Consider the following 15,198-nt stretch of genomic DNA (forward strand, 5'->3'; position numbering starts at 1 on the left):
TTTTTTATGCACTTTCATGCACAATCGTGAAGATGTCAGCCAAATGGGATCAGGAACAACGTGATTGCCGGGAACACCACCAGAATGATTACGCGGATGATGTCCGAGCCCACAAAGAACAAAACTGCCTTGTAGGTTTCAAGCATGCCCGTGGTTTTATCCATGGCGTTGATGACAAACAGATTCATACCGACAGGCGGCGTAATCAGCCCGACCTCAACCACGATCAAAACCAGTATCCCAAACCAGATCGCTGTCCGTTCTTCCGCAATTCGGTCAGCCATTCCCTGAGTAACGCGGATGCCGATCTCTTTTTGCAGGTCCCGACTGATTTCAGCACCTGACGCGATCAGAGCTTCGACTTCGGCCTTGATTTCCGGCGCTATGTCCGCGGCACCTGCCAAGGCAGCGCGTGCTGCATCATGTTGCATCGCGATCAAATCGACGAGACCGAAGTCCAGAACGGAAATAACAGGATAGAAGATTGGTATGGTCAGCAGGATCATGCTGAAGCTGTCCATCACGCAACCAAGGATAAGGTAGAATACGAGGATCAGCGCCAGAATGGCCCACGGGCTGAACCCTTTGCTCAGGACAAAATTCGCCAATTCCTGCGGGACATTCGTCAGCGCCAAAAACCCATTGTAAAAACCGGCACCAAGAATGATGAAAAAGATCATCGCTGTCGACTTGGCGGTTGTGATGATACTGTCTTTAAAGGTTGCAATCGTCAGCCCGCCATTGGCCAACGCGATCAGGCCGGTACCCGCAGCACCAACTGCTGCACCTTCGGTGGGTGTAAACCATCCGGCATAGATCCCGCCGACGACACCGCCGAACACCAAGAGCACAGGCCATACGTCCAGCAACAAACGAAAGCGTTCCCGATATGGAACTGGCGCGCGCGTTCCGGCGCTGCCGGGGTGAAGACGCACGTAAATCGAGACAGCGATCACGTAGCCCAACGCTGCCATAATACCGGGAATGAAAGCCGCCAGAAACAGCTTGGCGATGTTCTGCTCGGTCAGGATCGCATAGATCACCAACACGACTGAAGGAGGGATCAGAATACCCAGCGTCCCTCCCGCCGCGAGCGTCGCGGTTGAAAACCCACCCGCATATCCGTATCGGCGCAACTCTGGCAAGGCGACACGACCCATTGTTGCAGCCGTTGCCAGCGAAGATCCGCAGATTGCACCAAACCCGGCACACGCGCCAATCGCGGCCATTGCGACGCCACCCTTGCGGTGTCCCAAAAACCCCTCAGCTGCTTTGAACAGCGCCGTAGACATGCCCCCAAGCGTTGCGAAATAACCCATCAACAGGAACATCGGCACGATGGACAAAGAGTAGCTTGAGAACGTCGAATAGGTTTCCGATTTAAGTCGTCCCAGCGGAATATCCGGATTGCCGGTTACCAAAACGATCCCCACCAGACCAGTGACGAACATGGCCAACCCGATCGGGACCCGAGCGAAGATCAGAAAAAGCAGGGCAGGAAAAGATAGCAACCCGATAGCGAGATCGCTCACAACAGTATTTCCTTTCCAGACACGCATTCACGGATGCGGACGCTCGCCATATAGATACCGACAATTGCGGCAACCACTGCCGCGCAAAGGCTGGCGGCGTACCCCCACCAGACGGGGAATTGCAGGATAAAAGTGTTCTCGCCAAACCGAAGTTTGGACATCATGCCCCCAAAGAGCTGCACCGCAATAAGCACCAACACCGCCGCAAACACGATTTCGATCACCATCTGCAGGGCGCGATTGAACCGCGGAGACAGCTTTGAGGTAAAGATATCCACCACAGCATGCCCAGAATTCAGCTGGCACAGAGGCAAAAACGCGAAGATGGAAAAGGCGACGCCGGCCTCGACGATCTCAAAATCGCCATTGATGGGCCCGACGCCCAGCCCAAGCGCCCATTCCGAAAAGCCCGGCATCACCTGCCCAAGCCAGCCATGCAAAAGCGTGTTCAACGACCGACCAAGAACTGAAACACAGATCAACACGATCAGAACGGTAAGAACGACGCCCCCAATCAGCGCCATACCACGCGCTAGTTTTTCAATGTGTCGGTGCATGTCCCCTCCGCCTGCAATGCCAGGCCGCGCGCATCAAAAAAGCCGCGCGACACAACCAAGTGCCGCGCGACCGGTTCCGTTCAGGCTTAGCTGCCGTATTCGGACATCAACGCCTTGGCACGGTCGATCAGGGCCTGACCGTCAATGCCCTTTTCTTTCATTTCCGCCAACCATGCTGAGTAAACAGGCTGTGCCGCCTCGGCCCACACCGCCGATTGTTCGGCATCCAGCGTGACAACGTTATTACCCCGATCCAATGCAATCTCACGCGCTGGTTCGTCATATGCTTGCTGCACTTCGCCAGCGAACATCGAGAATTCCAGCCCCGAGTGTTTGTCGACAACTGCCTTCAGGTCATCAGGCAGCGCGTTGTACTTGTCCTTGTTCATCGCCAGAACAAAGGTGACCGTATACATCATCGGACCCGTGAATTCGGTGTGGTTTTCAACCAACTCTGGAACTTTCAGCGCTTTGGTCACCTCCCACGGGATGGTGGTACCGTCGATTACTCCTTTGGACAATGCCTCGGGCACCGCAGGGACGGGCATACCTACTGGCGTTGCACCTAAGGTGCTCAGCAGCGAATTGACCTGACGCGATGCACCGCGGATTTTCATGCCGTTGAAGTCGTCGGGTGTCAGCACCTCTTTGTTGGCATGGATCATGCCGGGACCATGCACCCAACCGCCCAGAACTTTAACATCCGAAAACTCACGTGCTGCGATGTCTTCTTCCAGCAGAGTCCAGAATGCGGCGGATGCGGGTTTGGCGTCGTTCACAAGAAACGGCAGCTCAAACACTTCGGTCGACGGGAAACGGCCAGGTGTATAGCCGATCACGTTCCAGGTGATGTCGATCACACCATCAATAACCTGGTCCAGCAGCTCTGGCGGCTTGCCGCCCAGTTGCATCGAAGGATAACGCGTAATCTCAATTCGACCGTCAGAGTCTGCCTCGATCTTGTCAGCCCAGACATCAATAATCTGTGCCGGAATCGTCGCCTGCGCCGGCAAAAAGCTTTGCAGGTTGAACTCATATTCTGCGGCCGTAGCCGAAGTGCCGAAACCAAGTGCGAGGGCACTGAAGGCCCCCATCAGCGTTCGTGAGATATACATTGTTTCCTCCTCTGCATTTTATATCTTGATGCGATTTAATGCATGACGTGCACAATATCGCAACTTTTTTATCCGTTTTGCGAACCCGCACACAGAACTTTGACGTCGATTTGATGCCGGTTCCTGTTTTCAAGCAAGGGCCAGTTTCGGATCGACCCTGTGTTCTTAGCGTTTTACCACCCCTTTTCCCTGCGCGTTGCCAAACGGTAGCGGCAGTGTAATCTTGCTTGCAATTGGATCGGGAGGATCAATTGCGCACTCAAGTCGTTGTGATCGGAGGCGGACCGTCAGGCTTGCTTCTGTCTCAGCTCCTGTATGTACATGGGATCGACAGCGTTGTTCTGGAACGCAGAACCAAAGACTACGTCTTGGGCCGTATCCGTGCCGGCGTATTGGAAAAAGGATTTGTCGACCTTATGGAGCAGGCCGGTGTTGCCGAACGTCTGCGCAGCGAAGGTTTCAAGCACAATGGGACCCTGATCGCAGCAGGGGACACCAGTTTTCGAGTGGATTTCCAAGCCCTGACCGGAACACCCGTCGTCGTCTACGGACAAACTGAGGTGACCCGCGATCTGTACGACGCGCGAGAAGCCGCAGGCGGGACGTCGATCTTCAATACAGAAAACGTGACAATCCATGACGCGGATTCCGATCAGCCATTCGTGACCTTTACCGTTGATGGTCACGAACAAAGAATCGACGCCGATTTCGTCGCGGGCTGCGATGGGTTCCACGGAGTGAGCCGCCAGACCATCCCACTGACCATCCGTCGTGAGTACGAAAAGATATACCCATTTGGATGGCTTGGCATCCTGTCCGAAACGCCCCCGGTGCATGAAGAACTGATATACGCCTCATCCCAGCGCGGGTTTGCGCTGTGTTCAATGCGCAATGAGAATCTGAGCCGTTATTACATTCAATGTTCTCTTTCCGATTCCCCCGAAGATTGGACCGACACGGCATTTTGGGCGGAACTGAAACGGCGAATTCCGGGCGCCTATGCCGAAAGCCTGATCACCGGACCTTCTATCGAGAAATCAATTGCCCCGCTGCGATCCTTCGTCACCGAACCAATGCGTTGGGGTCGGCTGTTTCTGTGTGGGGACGCCGCGCATATCGTTCCGCCAACAGGCGCAAAAGGATTGAATACGGCTGCGTCAGACGTTCATTACCTGCTGAACGCGCTACGTGACTTCTATGAGACTGGCTCACACAAAGGGATAGACGCCTATTCCGAAAGAGCACTTGCGCGCATTTGGAAAGCAGAGCGGTTCAGCTGGTGGTTTTCATCACTGCTGCACCGTTTCCCAGATCAATCGGAATTTGACCTGAAAATGCAACGCGCGGAGATTGATTTCCTGCGCACAAACATGTCCGCACAACAAGCCATGGCCGAAAACTATGTCGGATTACCATATTGATGCGTGGCACAAAGGAAAGATTATGACCGATCGATACTCAAAAGGAATGGCAGTCCGGCGGCGGGTCTTGGGGGACGCGCATGTCGATCGCGCTCAGGCACAGGCATCCGACTTTGATGCGCCGTTCCAGAACATGATCACCGAAGGTGCTTGGGGCACGCTATGGGCGGACGACACGATCTCGGCGCGCGAACGCTCCATGATTACGCTGGCCCTGCTGGCAGCAACGCGCAACTTCGACGAGATACCAATGCATGTCCGGGCCTGCGCCAACACCGGCGCTTCAAAAGCCGACATCATGCAGGCTTTTATGCACGCAGCCGTCTATGCTGGCGTACCTTGCGCTAACAGGGCAATTAAAATGGCCAAGGCAACCTTGGCCGAGATCGAGGATGATGCTGTATGACCCAGCCAAAGGATTTATTCCAGCGCGACCGCGAATGGCATCCGCCAGCTTATGCGCAGGCCTACAAAACAAGCCTAACCCGATCCCCTTCAAACGCACTTTTGTCAATCGATACGACGACCAGCGAGTTGAGCGGTCCGACTTTTGGGCATCGAGAAATCGACCCCTTGGACAACGACCTACTGCGAAACTACGCCAAGACGGGCGATCCGATCGGTGAACGCATCCTGTTGCATGGGCGTGTTCTGGATGAAAACGCGCGCCCCGTACCAAATACTCTGGTCGAGATCTGGCAAGCGAATGCCGGCGGGCGATACCGACATAAAAAGGATACCTATCTCGCCGCGCTTGACCCGAATTTTGGCGGGTGTGGGCGCACACTTACTGACGAAAACGGCTACTATATCTTCAGAACGATCAAACCGGGCGCCTACCCGTGGCGCAACTGGGTGAATAGCTGGCGACCGGCGCATATCCATGTCTCGGTCTTTGGCACTAGCTTTGCTCAACGCCTGATCACACAGCTTTATTTTGAAGGCGATCCCCTGATCGCCAAATGCCCGATCGTGAACACGATCCCCGATCAACGGGCCATTGATCAACTGGTTGCAGCGCTTGATATGAATGCAACGATCCCCTTCGACAGCATTGCCTACAAATTCGACATCATTCTACGCGGCCATCGTTCGACCTATTTTGAAAATCGGCCCGAGGGGAACTGACCATGGTTCAAAAACTCGATTACCTCAAAGAGACTCCTTCTCAGACTGCGGGGCCTTATGTTCACATCGGGCTAGCACCGGGCGAGGCGGGGTTTGACGTGTATACACATGAACTGGGTCGGGACATCGCAGGGCCCAATGCAGCGGGCGAGCGGATTACTATTCGCGGCCTCGTTTGGGATGGAACTGGAACACCCGTGAAAGATGTTTTGATCGAGACTTGGCAGGCGAATGCTGCCGGAACATACCCGGGGCAAGGCGCAGTTGAGGAAGGATTTCATGGCTGGGGTCGAGTCACGCCCGATTTCGAAACCGGAGAATGGTCGTTTGAAACGATAAAACCGGGGCCAGTCACAGATCGCGCAAAGGGTCTTATGGCGCCTCATATCAACCTGCTTTTGCTTGCGCGGGGGATCAATGTCGGCCTGAACACGCGTCTCTATTTTTCCGACGAAGCCGATGCCAACGCATCAGATCCGGTTTTGAACCAGATTGAGCAACCTGCTCGGCGGGCCACCCTAGTCGCGGAAAAAGAAGCTGACGGGTACCGGTTCGACATCCGACTGCAAGGCCAGAATGAGACGGTGTTTCTGGATGTCTGAACGCGCGACGAATACCCCGTGCATCATATGTGTTGCAATTACCGGCTCGGTTCCCACCAAAGCCGACAACCCGGCCGTCCCGATCACTGTCGCTGAACAGATCGAAAGCACCCATGCCGCATTCGAAGCAGGTGCCGCGATTGCGCATTGCCATGTGCGCGACGATGACGGAAAACCCACGTCTGACCCCGAGCGCTTTGCTGCTTTGAAAGAGGGCATCGAAAAACACTGTCCGGGCATGATTGTTCAATTATCGACCGGAGGGCGGTCAGGTGCCGGGCAAGCGCGCGGCGGCATGCTGCCTCTTGCACCGGACATGGCCTCTTTATCAGTGGGCTCGAACAATTTTCCAACGCGGGTGTATGAAAACCCACCTGATCTGGTTGAATGGCTTGCCGGAGAAATGGTAAAATACGACATCAAGCCAGAGATCGAAGCATTCGACCTGTCCCACATCCTGAAAGCAGCACAAATGTATCGGGACGGACAAATAAAGGACGTTCCCTATGTCCAATTCGTCATGGGCGTGAAAAACGCGATGCCCGTCGATCGCGAGGTGTTCGACTTTTATGTGAAAACTGTGCATCGCCTACTGGGGGATGTACCTTGGTGTGCCGCCGGGATCGGGCGCAACCAGATCGTTTTGAACGAATGGTCCATTGCTGCGGGCGGTCATGCACGAACCGGCCTTGAGGATAACGTCCGACTGGATCGCGATACACTGGCCCCTTCGAATGCCGCACTGGTCAGACGAACGGTGGAAATCTGTGAAAACCACTCGCGCCCTGTCGCAAGCGTTTCTCAAACCCGAGATATACTGGGCCTACGCAAGGTCGATACGTAATGCAGCGCGCATGTCTTCTGAGAGCATAGAGGTATGAGCGACGTTTTCGATCACCCGTGGTTGTCTGGCTTGTTTGGTGACACAGAGGCTGACGCAATCTGGTCTGCCCACAGATCCCTTGCGCATATGTTGGCATTCGAAGCCGCCTATTCTCGCGGCCTTGGTGCAATCGGCAAGGTTCCCGTTGAAACAGCACAGGCCGCTGCGGCTTGGATTGAACAAGCAAAACCCAGCATCGAAGCGTTGAAAACAGGCGCGTCATCAGATGGCCTGCCGGTTCCGGCGTTGGTCCACGAACTCAGGCGCGATGCAGGCCCTCTGGCCGAGGCGCTTCACACCGGCACGACATCGCAAGATGTCATGGACACGGCGCTTGCACTCTGCCTGAAGGATATGTCGGATCTTTTGTCGACGCGCCTGACGAAACTTGGCGCAGATCTGGATCACCTCAAACAGAGCTTCGGTCACACAACCATAATGGGACGGACCCGAATGCAGGCGGCGCTTCCGATAAAGGCAGAACACAGGATCGCCTCTTGGCAGGACCCAATACGCCGCCATCAAACCCGACTGGAACAACTGCGCCCTCGCGTCGAATGCGTGCAACTTGGCGGCGCAGTCGGCGATAACCAAGCCATAGGGTCCAAACACCCGGACCTTGCAAACCAAATCGCATCCGACCTTGACCTGCATGTACCTGACCAAAACTGGCAAACAACGCGTGGAGGATTGGTGGAATACGCGGGGCTTCTTTCAATGATCTCCGGTTCGCTGGGCAAAATGGGACAGGATATCTGCCTGATGGCACAACAGGGAATAGATGAGGTCACGCTGACGGGTGGCGGCACATCGTCCGCAATGCCGCATAAACAGAACCCTATATTGGCCGAGCTTCTCGTTACGCTGGCAAGGTATAACGCGACACAGGTATCTGCGATGCATCACGCAATGGTACATGAACAGGAGCGGTCCGGAAGCGCTTGGGCGTTGGAATGGATGATCCTGCCCAATATGGCGAAGGCGACTGCGCGCTCATTGTCAGCCGCAATTGATCTTTGTGCACGCGTGTCCTCGATCAATGGTTCCCAGAACTGAACCCAATCGCAAATCGCCGGAAATCGTAGGGTTGTTCGAAACGCAGATTTCATCGAAAGATCGTCCTTTCCCAATCAAGGTCAAGGGTTCTCGTGGATCAACGCACACGAATGCACTAACAATCAAACTGGGCTAGCCCACTGCGGCGGCTCGCGTTTCTGGAACGACCAACAATCTGGATTGCCAATGCCAATCGACCTGTCTGTCGAGCACAAACTTGCAGCGCCTCCACGGGTCAAACGTCGCACACTGCGCGTTATCGGAACAGATGTGACCTTGTTGGAAAACGTCCGTCAAATGGCGATGGCGGATCTGCAATTCGATATCGAATATGAATCCCTGGACTTTCTGACTTGTCAGCGTCGGGCCGCAACGCATCCAGAACACTATGATATTTACGAGCAGTGCTTCCACAACCTCGACATCGTCTGGTATTGGGGCGCACTTCAACCGATTGATACGCAGCGTATTGCTGAATGGGACAACATTGGCGATCTGTCCAAACTGGGTGGTGTCAGCAAATACATGCGGCAAGGATACGGGGACGCCCCTGTACGCAAGCTGTACGTCCAGCCTGACGGGGTGATCGGACAGCAGCCTATGCAGTTTATATCAATGCTGCCTACTGCACATAACGTAGACTCGTTTGGGTACGACCGCCGCGTATTTGGCGAAGAGGGCTCAGAAGGTTCAAGCTGGGCATGGTTGCTGGACAAGCGCGCCAAGGGACGGATTGCAATCGTCGACGAACCCGCAATTGGTCTGTTCGACGTGGCACTGGCCGCCGAGGCCAGCGGTGATCTCAGCTTTGCAGACATCGGCAATATGACCGTCGATGAGATAGACAGCCTGATGGCGCTTCTGGAAACTCTCAGGCAGCAGGGTTTCTTTTGCGACAGCTGGAAATCCGCTCAGGACGCCGAGGCTTTGCTGCATGCTGAAAAAGTTGCGGCCCAAAGCATGTGGTCACCGTCCTATGGCAACCTTGGCCCGATGGAGCCGCATTTTGTCGAAAGTGTCCCGCGCGAAGGGTATCGTGCCTGGCATGGTGGCGCATCACTTGCGCGCCACCTTACCGGTACCAAGCTGGGCATGGCCTACGAGTACCTGAATTGGTGGCTGACGGGCAAAGCGGGTGCCGTTATGGCCAGACAGGGTTATTACATGACCGTCCCGGAGAAAACGCGCGAGTATCTGTCCGAGGATGAATGGGATTACTGGTACGACGGTCAGATCGCCCGATCAGACCTTGTTGGCACCAACGGTCAGACAGTTGTTCGCAAAGGAAGCCGCCGCGCAGGTGGCGCGTATCACGAACGGGTCAGCCGAATTGCGCTGTGGAACACGGTCATGGATGAATACAACTATGCCGCCCGCGCCTGGAACCGATTTATCTCGTCTATCCGAGAGGGCAGGTCATGAGCAAATCAGCCGGCTTGCGCGGGCAGGAACCGCTTTATGAAGTTATCAGCGACATTCTCAGACGGAATATACAATCCGGACGCCTCCCCCGTGGTTTGGTTCTGATCGAGGGGCCAATCGCAAAGGTTATGCTGACCAGCCGCGCGCCCGTCCAGGTCGCACTGCGCAAGCTGCATGAAGAAGGGTTGATCCACCGCTTTCGCGGCCGTGGATATCTGGTCGGGCAAGCCGATCTGGAACCTATCCGCCGACCAATTGACGAGTTTCAGTTGGATATACCCGACCGATCCAGAACGTCACTGGCTGTGCGCGGTACTTGGATGCGCGTCTATGATCAGGTCGAGGCGGATGTTGCAGCCTGCCAGGTCTTTGGTGAATTCCGTTTGATCGAAACCGAACTTGCCGATTTTCTCGGCGTCAGCCGTACCGTAGCCCGCGATGTGCTTAGCCGGTTGAATGAACGCGGTCTGATCCGCAAGGGCGCGTCGTCTCACTGGCTGGCCGGCCCACTGACGGCACGGGTTTTACGTGAAAAATACCAGTTGCGCGCCATCGTTGAGCCGGCCGCCCTGACCCTGGCCGCTGATTTCATCGAACCCGCCGAGATTAACAAAGTGCGCGACCAGATTCGTCAGGGACTGACACGAGAGACGACCGCCTACGAAGCGGCCTTTCAGAAGCACTGCCTCGAAAGGGCCCCGAATGCCGCTTTGGTTGACATGATACGCAACAACCGACTGCTGCTGTCTTCCGTTAACGAAGCCCTGAACCGGCTGGGTCTGCCGGCAGACCACGTCGCGGTTGACCAATATCGTATCCTCTTTGATCTTATCGGATCTCGCCAGATCACCGCTGCAGCAGAGTACCTGAAAGAGCATCTGCGCCTCTTGGCAGACAAGAATGTAGCCCGCCTGAAGATCGTCGCGCTTGTCCCCGAAGCAGAAGCGATTCCGAGATACCTGTCGCCACTATAAATGACTCAAGTACCCAAAACTCATTTTACAAATTAGTGATAACGCCTTTTCGTGGCGTTTTTCTGATTTTTTTATTAATTATTTTTTAGAAAATGATTATTGACCCATCTTTTTTTGCAAACTTTCATACGAAGTACGTTTTAAGAGGCTGCAAATTGTGGCCCCGCTGAACCGTTTGGTTTGAGGGGGCACCGATATCGCAAAGCTGTGTGCGGCCTGAATACCTTGTGGGGAAGTGAATGGGTCAGACAGATTCCATCTTCAGGCTGGACGGTGTCTCGCGGCACTTCGGTGACTTGACCGCGTTGGACGACATTTCGTTTGAAGCTACACAGAACGAATACATCTCTTTGCTAGGGCCATCGGGCTCGGGCAAGACAACCCTGCTGCGTGTAATGGCCGGGTTTGAAAAGCCCGACACAGGCCGCATTCATTTTCTGGGTCAGGACATCACTGATCTTCCGGCGCACAAACGCGGGATCGGGTTTGTATTCCAGAATTTCGCTCTATTCCCTCATCTGACCGTCTTTGAAAACATCGCGTTCGGCCTGCGCAATGGCGTCGAAGATGTTCCGGACGCGGAAACAGACGCACGCGTCACCGAAATGATCGGCCTTGTGGGACTGGAGGGTCTGGAAGACCGCGTTCCCGATCAGATTTCCGGTGGTCAAAAACAACGTGTCGCGTTGGCCCGCACGCTGGTGATGCAACCAAAACTGGTGCTGCTGGATGAACCGTTGGGCGCGCTGGACGCCAATTTGCGCGGTCGGATGCAGACCGAATTGCGCCAGATCCGCGAACGGCTCGACGTCACCTTTTTGCACGTCACCGGAAGCGAGACCGAAGCCCTGGCTATGGGCGACACGATCGCGGTGCTGGATCAGGGTCGGATCATCCAGTCCGGAACGCCAGAAGACATTCATGACACGCCGGCAAGCTCGGACGTCGCATTGTTCCTGAACCGCTTTAATCTGTTTGACGGAACGCTGGACGCTGGACAATTTCACGGCCCGTTCGGAACCGTTCAGGTCGCAGACGCATGCCACAACGCCAAAGACGTCTACGCCATCCGCTATGACCGCACCAAAGCATTCCGAAAAGGGGAAGAGCTGCCCGGTCCCGCCCTGCCCGCACGCTATCTGGCCAGTGAATACCTTGGGTCTTCTGTGATCTCGTTCTTTGAAACGGAGGATCACAAACAGGTCGAAATAGACCACCACCTTAGCTTTGGCGAACCTGACGAATACGAGGTCGGTCAGGATTACGTTCTGTCCTGGAACCCCGAGCACGCCATCGTCTTTGGCAAGGAGGCCGCAGCATGAGCGCCGCCTCCTCTGACCGTAACGCCTTTACCGGATGGCTGCTGGCGCCGGGCGTGTTCTGGATGATCTTGTTCCTGGTCGCGCCGATCATGATGATCGTCTATGTGTCGTTTTGGACCCAGACGACATTTGCCATCAACTCGACGCTGACACTGGATAGCTGGAAGAACTTCTTCAGCTCTGAGGCTTATGTCGGCGCGCTCTGGACGACGCTGCGGCTATGGCTGATCGTTTTGGCACTGACCTTCATCATCGGCTACCCAGCGGCGCTGTTCGTGGGGCTTCTGGTCAAAAGCAAGACGGTTTCGACCGTGTTACTGGTGCTGTGCGTCATCCCGTTCTGGACGTCGTTCCTGATCCGCGTGCTGGCGTGGAGGCCAATGCTGGGCAAAGAAGGCGCGATTAACATCATCCTGCAAAAGCTGGGTCTGATCGACAGTCCGATCGAAGTTCTGCTGTTCTCGGAACTGTCCGTGATCATCGGCATGACACAGATCTACGTGGTGTTCATGGTCGGTCCGATTGCCTTCATGCTGGGCCGCATCGACCGCAATATCATCGAGGCCGCGCGCGATCTTGGCGCGGGTTTTGGTCGCATCTTCTGGAAGATCATCTTCCCGCTCAGCCTGCCGGGTGTGGTCGTTGGCGCAATTTTTGTCAGCGTGATGGTTCTGGGTGAATTCGCAACCTCGGGCGCGCTGTCGGGGCGCAAGGTGAACCTGCTGGGCAACATCATCGTCACGCAGGTGGGTTCGCTCAAATGGGCGATGGCCTCGGTCGTGGGCGTCATCCTGACCATCCTTCTGGGCATCGTCGTGGCCGGTTTCCTGCGCATCGTCGACCTTAAAAGCGAGTTGTGATCATGGAATCCAAGGTTCTCAAACCCATTCTCGCTGTCTATGTCGCCGGGTTCATCCTGTTCCTCTATGGCCCGTTCATCGTGCTGGGCATCCTGTCGTTCCAGCAAGGCCCCGAAGGCGGGCCGCAATTTCCGATCATCGAATGGTCGACCTACTGGTATAAACACCTGTTCGGCCTGACCCCACCCTCGCGCATTGCGCCCCTGCCTGTGGGTGAGGCGTTGCTGCGGTCACTGACGCTGGCCTTCATGACGATGGTCACGGCTACGGTGCTGGGCGTCATGGCCGCCCAAGCCTTCCGCCGCCGGTTCAAGGGCGCGGGTCTGGTGTTCTACCTCATCGTACTGGGTATGATGGTGCCGGGTGTTCTGACCGGGCTGGGCACCTCGCTGCTCGCCAACAATGTCGTCGGGATCGAGCGCCACTGGTGGACCACCGCCTTTGTCGCCCATGTGGTCTACACCTTCCCGTTCGCGTTTCTGGTGATGCTGGCGATCCTCAACCGCTTTGACGGCTCGGTGGAAGAAGCCGCCTGGTCGCTGGGGGTCCCCCCTGCGCGGACTTTCCGCAAAGTGACATTTCCGCTGATCTTTCCGGGCGTCCTGTCCGCCATGCTGTTTGCTTTCACACTCAGCTTCGATGAATTCCCACGCACGTTGTTTGCATCAGGTCGGGATCAGACCTTGCCGCTGGCAATCTACGGTACGTTCTCGGTCGAGATTCATCCCAACATCTTTGCCTTTGGTGTGATGACAACGCTGTTCTCATTCTCGCTGCTGGCTGTTTACGGCATCCTCATGGGCCTCAGCGTGCGCCGCGCCAAAAAGATCGCGATGCAGGAGGACATCTCGTGAGTGTCGCCGTCGTCACAGGTGCAGGGTCTGGTATCGGGCAGGCCATTGCCAAGAAACTGGCAAGCGATGGCTACAAGGTGCTGGTCAACGACTTCGATGCCAGCGCCGCTCAGGAAACAGTGGCACAAATCGGCGCGGCAGCTATCGCCCATCATGGCGACGTATCCGATCCGGCGGATGTGGTGGATATGATCGTCCAATGCAACAAGGCGTTCGGTGCTCCGACGCATCTGGTGAACAATGCCGGGCACGTGCATCAAGCCAACTTCGCCAAACTGTCGCTGGAAGACTTCGATCGCATGATTGCCGTGCATCTGCGCGGGACTTTTCTGTGCACCAAGGCCGTTTTTCACGAAATGTTAAGCGCGGGGAAAGGCTGCGTGGTCAATGTGGCCTCGCAACTGGGGCAAATCGGTGGTGTTGAGCTGGTGCACTATTCGGCGGCCAAGGCGGGCATCATCGGCATGACTAAGGCGCTTGCGCGCGAGGTGTCAGCAGACGGCATACGCGTCAACGCCGTTGCACCTGGCCCGATCAACACGCCCCTGGTGCGCGCATTGTCGCCCGACTGGCAGGCGGCAAAGGCGGCTGAACTGCCGCTGGGCCATTTTGGTGAACCTGCTGATGTGGCTGACACGGTGGCGTTCCTGTGTTCCGACGCGGCACGCCTTTATGTCGGCCAGACCCTCTGCCCCAATTCAGGAGACGTGATGCTATGAGCAAGACCGTATTCATCACCGGAGGCGGCATCGGCATTGGCCGCGCCTGCGCGCTGGCCTTTGCTGCGCAGGGTGACACCGTGATCGTGACGGATGTGCTTGAGGCCGAAGGCCGCGCGGTGGTGTCCGAGATCGAAAAAGCGGGTGGGACTGCTGAATTCCACGTGCTGGATGTACGCGATACGGCCCGTTCGGATGCGGTGATCGCAGATGTTCAGGCGCGCCACGGCGCAATCGACACAATCGTCGCCAATGCAGGTATCGCCCACCGCGTACCTCTGGACAAGCTGAGCGATGAGAAATGGGACCACACCTTTGACATTGACCTCAAGGGCATGTTCCGAGTGATCCGCCCTGCACTGACGGACATGCGCGCGCATGGTTCAGGCAGCATCGTCTGCCTGTCCTCGATCATGGGTGTGGCTTATGGCTGGGACGAACATGTCCATTATTCCTCGGCCAAGGCTGGGGTGGTGGGTCTTGTGCGCGGGCTGGCCGTGGAACTGGCGCGTGACGGCATTCGCGTGAACGGCGTCGCGCCCGGATATATCCGCACCGCACAACTTCTTTCCGAAGAACACTCGCTGGGTCCTGCAGGGGCCGAGACAGCGGGCGAGAACATTCCCATGGGACGGATCGGTGAACCCGACGATATCGCGGATGTCGTTGTTTTCCTTGCCTCAAACGGGGCGCGTTACCTCACCGGACAAGTGATTGCTGTAGATGGTGGCCTGTTGGTCGGACGGTACTGAA

Annotated in this window: 16 protein-coding genes; 13 read left to right on the top strand and 3 right to left on the bottom strand. The window is 56.0% G+C overall.

Features of this window, described 5'->3' with window-relative positions:
- Nucleotides 1-35: 35 nt before the first annotated feature.
- The 3 genes from ACR0DG_RS11830 to ACR0DG_RS11840 form a co-directional block, all read right to left on the bottom strand.
- On the bottom strand, nucleotides 36-1,532 hold the full coding sequence (locus tag ACR0DG_RS11830) for a TRAP transporter large permease (RefSeq protein ID WP_480697115.1): 1,497 nt from the start codon (nucleotides 1,530-1,532) through the stop codon (nucleotides 36-38).
- Complete coding sequence (locus ACR0DG_RS11835; RefSeq protein ID WP_480697113.1) at nucleotides 1,529-2,089, bottom strand: TRAP transporter small permease; 561 nt, start codon at nucleotides 2,087-2,089, stop codon at nucleotides 1,529-1,531. The genes ACR0DG_RS11830 and ACR0DG_RS11835 overlap by 4 nt, the downstream gene beginning before the upstream one ends.
- A gap of 86 nt (nucleotides 2,090-2,175) precedes the next feature.
- The gene (locus tag ACR0DG_RS11840) at nucleotides 2,176-3,204 is read right to left on the bottom strand and encodes a TRAP transporter substrate-binding protein (RefSeq protein WP_480697112.1); all 1,029 of its coding nucleotides are present in this window, start codon (nucleotides 3,202-3,204) and stop codon (nucleotides 2,176-2,178) included.
- Between the two features lie 251 nt (nucleotides 3,205-3,455).
- Here ACR0DG_RS11840 and pobA point away from each other — a divergent pair, with 251 nt between their 5' ends.
- The 13 genes from pobA to ACR0DG_RS11905 all read left to right on the top strand — a co-directional run bounded on the left by pobA (nucleotide 3,456) and on the right by ACR0DG_RS11905 (nucleotide 15,197).
- Nucleotides 3,456-4,625: a 4-hydroxybenzoate 3-monooxygenase gene (gene pobA, locus ACR0DG_RS11845; RefSeq protein ID WP_480697110.1), complete on the top strand. Its 1,170-nt coding sequence runs from the start codon at nucleotides 3,456-3,458 to the stop codon at nucleotides 4,623-4,625.
- 22 nt (nucleotides 4,626-4,647) lie between these two features.
- On the top strand, nucleotides 4,648-5,031 hold the full coding sequence (gene pcaC, locus ACR0DG_RS11850) for a 4-carboxymuconolactone decarboxylase (RefSeq protein ID WP_480697108.1): 384 nt from the start codon (nucleotides 4,648-4,650) through the stop codon (nucleotides 5,029-5,031).
- On the top strand, nucleotides 5,028-5,753 hold the full coding sequence (pcaH, locus tag ACR0DG_RS11855) for a protocatechuate 3,4-dioxygenase subunit beta (RefSeq protein WP_480697106.1): 726 nt from the start codon (nucleotides 5,028-5,030) through the stop codon (nucleotides 5,751-5,753). The genes pcaC and pcaH overlap by 4 nt, the downstream gene beginning before the upstream one ends.
- A gap of 2 nt (nucleotides 5,754-5,755) precedes the next feature.
- A complete protein-coding gene (gene pcaG / locus ACR0DG_RS11860) occupies nucleotides 5,756-6,355 on the top strand; it encodes a protocatechuate 3,4-dioxygenase subunit alpha (protein WP_480697104.1) in 600 nt (199 codons plus the stop codon).
- Complete coding sequence (locus tag ACR0DG_RS11865) at nucleotides 6,348-7,199, top strand: 3-oxoadipate:acetyl-CoA acetyltransferase (protein ID WP_480697102.1); 852 nt, start codon at nucleotides 6,348-6,350, stop codon at nucleotides 7,197-7,199. The genes pcaG and ACR0DG_RS11865 overlap by 8 nt, the downstream gene beginning before the upstream one ends.
- Before the next feature lie 33 nt (nucleotides 7,200-7,232).
- Nucleotides 7,233-8,294: a 3-carboxy-cis,cis-muconate cycloisomerase gene (locus tag ACR0DG_RS11870; protein ID WP_480697100.1), complete on the top strand. Its 1,062-nt coding sequence runs from the start codon at nucleotides 7,233-7,235 to the stop codon at nucleotides 8,292-8,294.
- Between the two features lie 186 nt (nucleotides 8,295-8,480).
- Nucleotides 8,481-9,716, top strand: a complete 1,236-nt coding sequence (locus ACR0DG_RS11875; RefSeq protein WP_480697098.1) for an ABC transporter substrate-binding protein — start codon at nucleotides 8,481-8,483, stop codon at nucleotides 9,714-9,716.
- Entirely contained in the window at nucleotides 9,713-10,690 is a 978-nt protein-coding gene (locus ACR0DG_RS11880) for a GntR family transcriptional regulator (protein WP_480697096.1), read from the top strand. Before ACR0DG_RS11875 ends, ACR0DG_RS11880 begins: the two co-directional genes overlap by 4 nt.
- Nucleotides 10,691-10,929: 239 nt before the next feature.
- Nucleotides 10,930-12,012 (top strand): ABC transporter ATP-binding protein, encoded by a 1,083-nt coding sequence (locus tag ACR0DG_RS11885; RefSeq protein ID WP_480697094.1) that lies wholly within the window; start codon nucleotides 10,930-10,932, stop codon nucleotides 12,010-12,012.
- A complete protein-coding gene (locus ACR0DG_RS11890) occupies nucleotides 12,009-12,872 on the top strand; it encodes an ABC transporter permease (protein WP_480697092.1) in 864 nt (287 codons plus the stop codon). Before ACR0DG_RS11885 ends, ACR0DG_RS11890 begins: the two co-directional genes overlap by 4 nt.
- A 2-nt stretch (nucleotides 12,873-12,874) precedes the next feature.
- Nucleotides 12,875-13,726 (top strand): ABC transporter permease, encoded by an 852-nt coding sequence (locus ACR0DG_RS11895; RefSeq protein ID WP_480697090.1) that lies wholly within the window; start codon nucleotides 12,875-12,877, stop codon nucleotides 13,724-13,726.
- On the top strand, nucleotides 13,723-14,445 hold the full coding sequence (locus ACR0DG_RS11900; RefSeq protein ID WP_480697088.1) for an SDR family NAD(P)-dependent oxidoreductase: 723 nt from the start codon (nucleotides 13,723-13,725) through the stop codon (nucleotides 14,443-14,445). The genes ACR0DG_RS11895 and ACR0DG_RS11900 overlap by 4 nt, the downstream gene beginning before the upstream one ends.
- Nucleotides 14,442-15,197, top strand: a complete 756-nt coding sequence (locus tag ACR0DG_RS11905; protein ID WP_480697086.1) for an SDR family NAD(P)-dependent oxidoreductase — start codon at nucleotides 14,442-14,444, stop codon at nucleotides 15,195-15,197. Before ACR0DG_RS11900 ends, ACR0DG_RS11905 begins: the two co-directional genes overlap by 4 nt.
- The last annotated feature ends 1 nt before the right edge of the window (nucleotide 15,198 follow it).

Source organism: Ruegeria sp. BG8, from assembly GCF_056538325.1.

What these genes read in the sequence shown, in the direction of transcription:
- ACR0DG_RS11835 (WP_480697113.1), bottom strand. Translation starts at nt 2,089, where the DNA reads ATGCACCGACACATTGAAAAACTAGCGCGTGGTATGGCGCTGATTGGG.
- ACR0DG_RS11840 (WP_480697112.1), bottom strand. Translation starts at nt 3,204, where the DNA reads ATGTATATCTCACGAACGCTGATGGGGGCCTTCAGTGCCCTCGCACTT.
- pcaC (WP_480697108.1), top strand. Translation starts at nt 4,648, where the DNA reads ATGACCGATCGATACTCAAAAGGAATGGCAGTCCGGCGGCGGGTCTTG.
- pcaH (WP_480697106.1), top strand. Translation starts at nt 5,028, where the DNA reads ATGACCCAGCCAAAGGATTTATTCCAGCGCGACCGCGAATGGCATCCG.
- pcaG (WP_480697104.1), top strand. Translation starts at nt 5,756, where the DNA reads ATGGTTCAAAAACTCGATTACCTCAAAGAGACTCCTTCTCAGACTGCG.
- ACR0DG_RS11865 (WP_480697102.1), top strand. Translation starts at nt 6,348, where the DNA reads ATGTCTGAACGCGCGACGAATACCCCGTGCATCATATGTGTTGCAATT.
- ACR0DG_RS11870 (WP_480697100.1), top strand. Translation starts at nt 7,233, where the DNA reads ATGAGCGACGTTTTCGATCACCCGTGGTTGTCTGGCTTGTTTGGTGAC.
- ACR0DG_RS11875 (WP_480697098.1), top strand. Translation starts at nt 8,481, where the DNA reads ATGCCAATCGACCTGTCTGTCGAGCACAAACTTGCAGCGCCTCCACGG.
- ACR0DG_RS11880 (WP_480697096.1), top strand. Translation starts at nt 9,713, where the DNA reads ATGAGCAAATCAGCCGGCTTGCGCGGGCAGGAACCGCTTTATGAAGTT.
- ACR0DG_RS11885 (WP_480697094.1), top strand. Translation starts at nt 10,930, where the DNA reads ATGGGTCAGACAGATTCCATCTTCAGGCTGGACGGTGTCTCGCGGCAC.
- ACR0DG_RS11890 (WP_480697092.1), top strand. Translation starts at nt 12,009, where the DNA reads ATGAGCGCCGCCTCCTCTGACCGTAACGCCTTTACCGGATGGCTGCTG.
- ACR0DG_RS11895 (WP_480697090.1), top strand. Translation starts at nt 12,875, where the DNA reads ATGGAATCCAAGGTTCTCAAACCCATTCTCGCTGTCTATGTCGCCGGG.
- ACR0DG_RS11905 (WP_480697086.1), top strand. Translation starts at nt 14,442, where the DNA reads ATGAGCAAGACCGTATTCATCACCGGAGGCGGCATCGGCATTGGCCGC.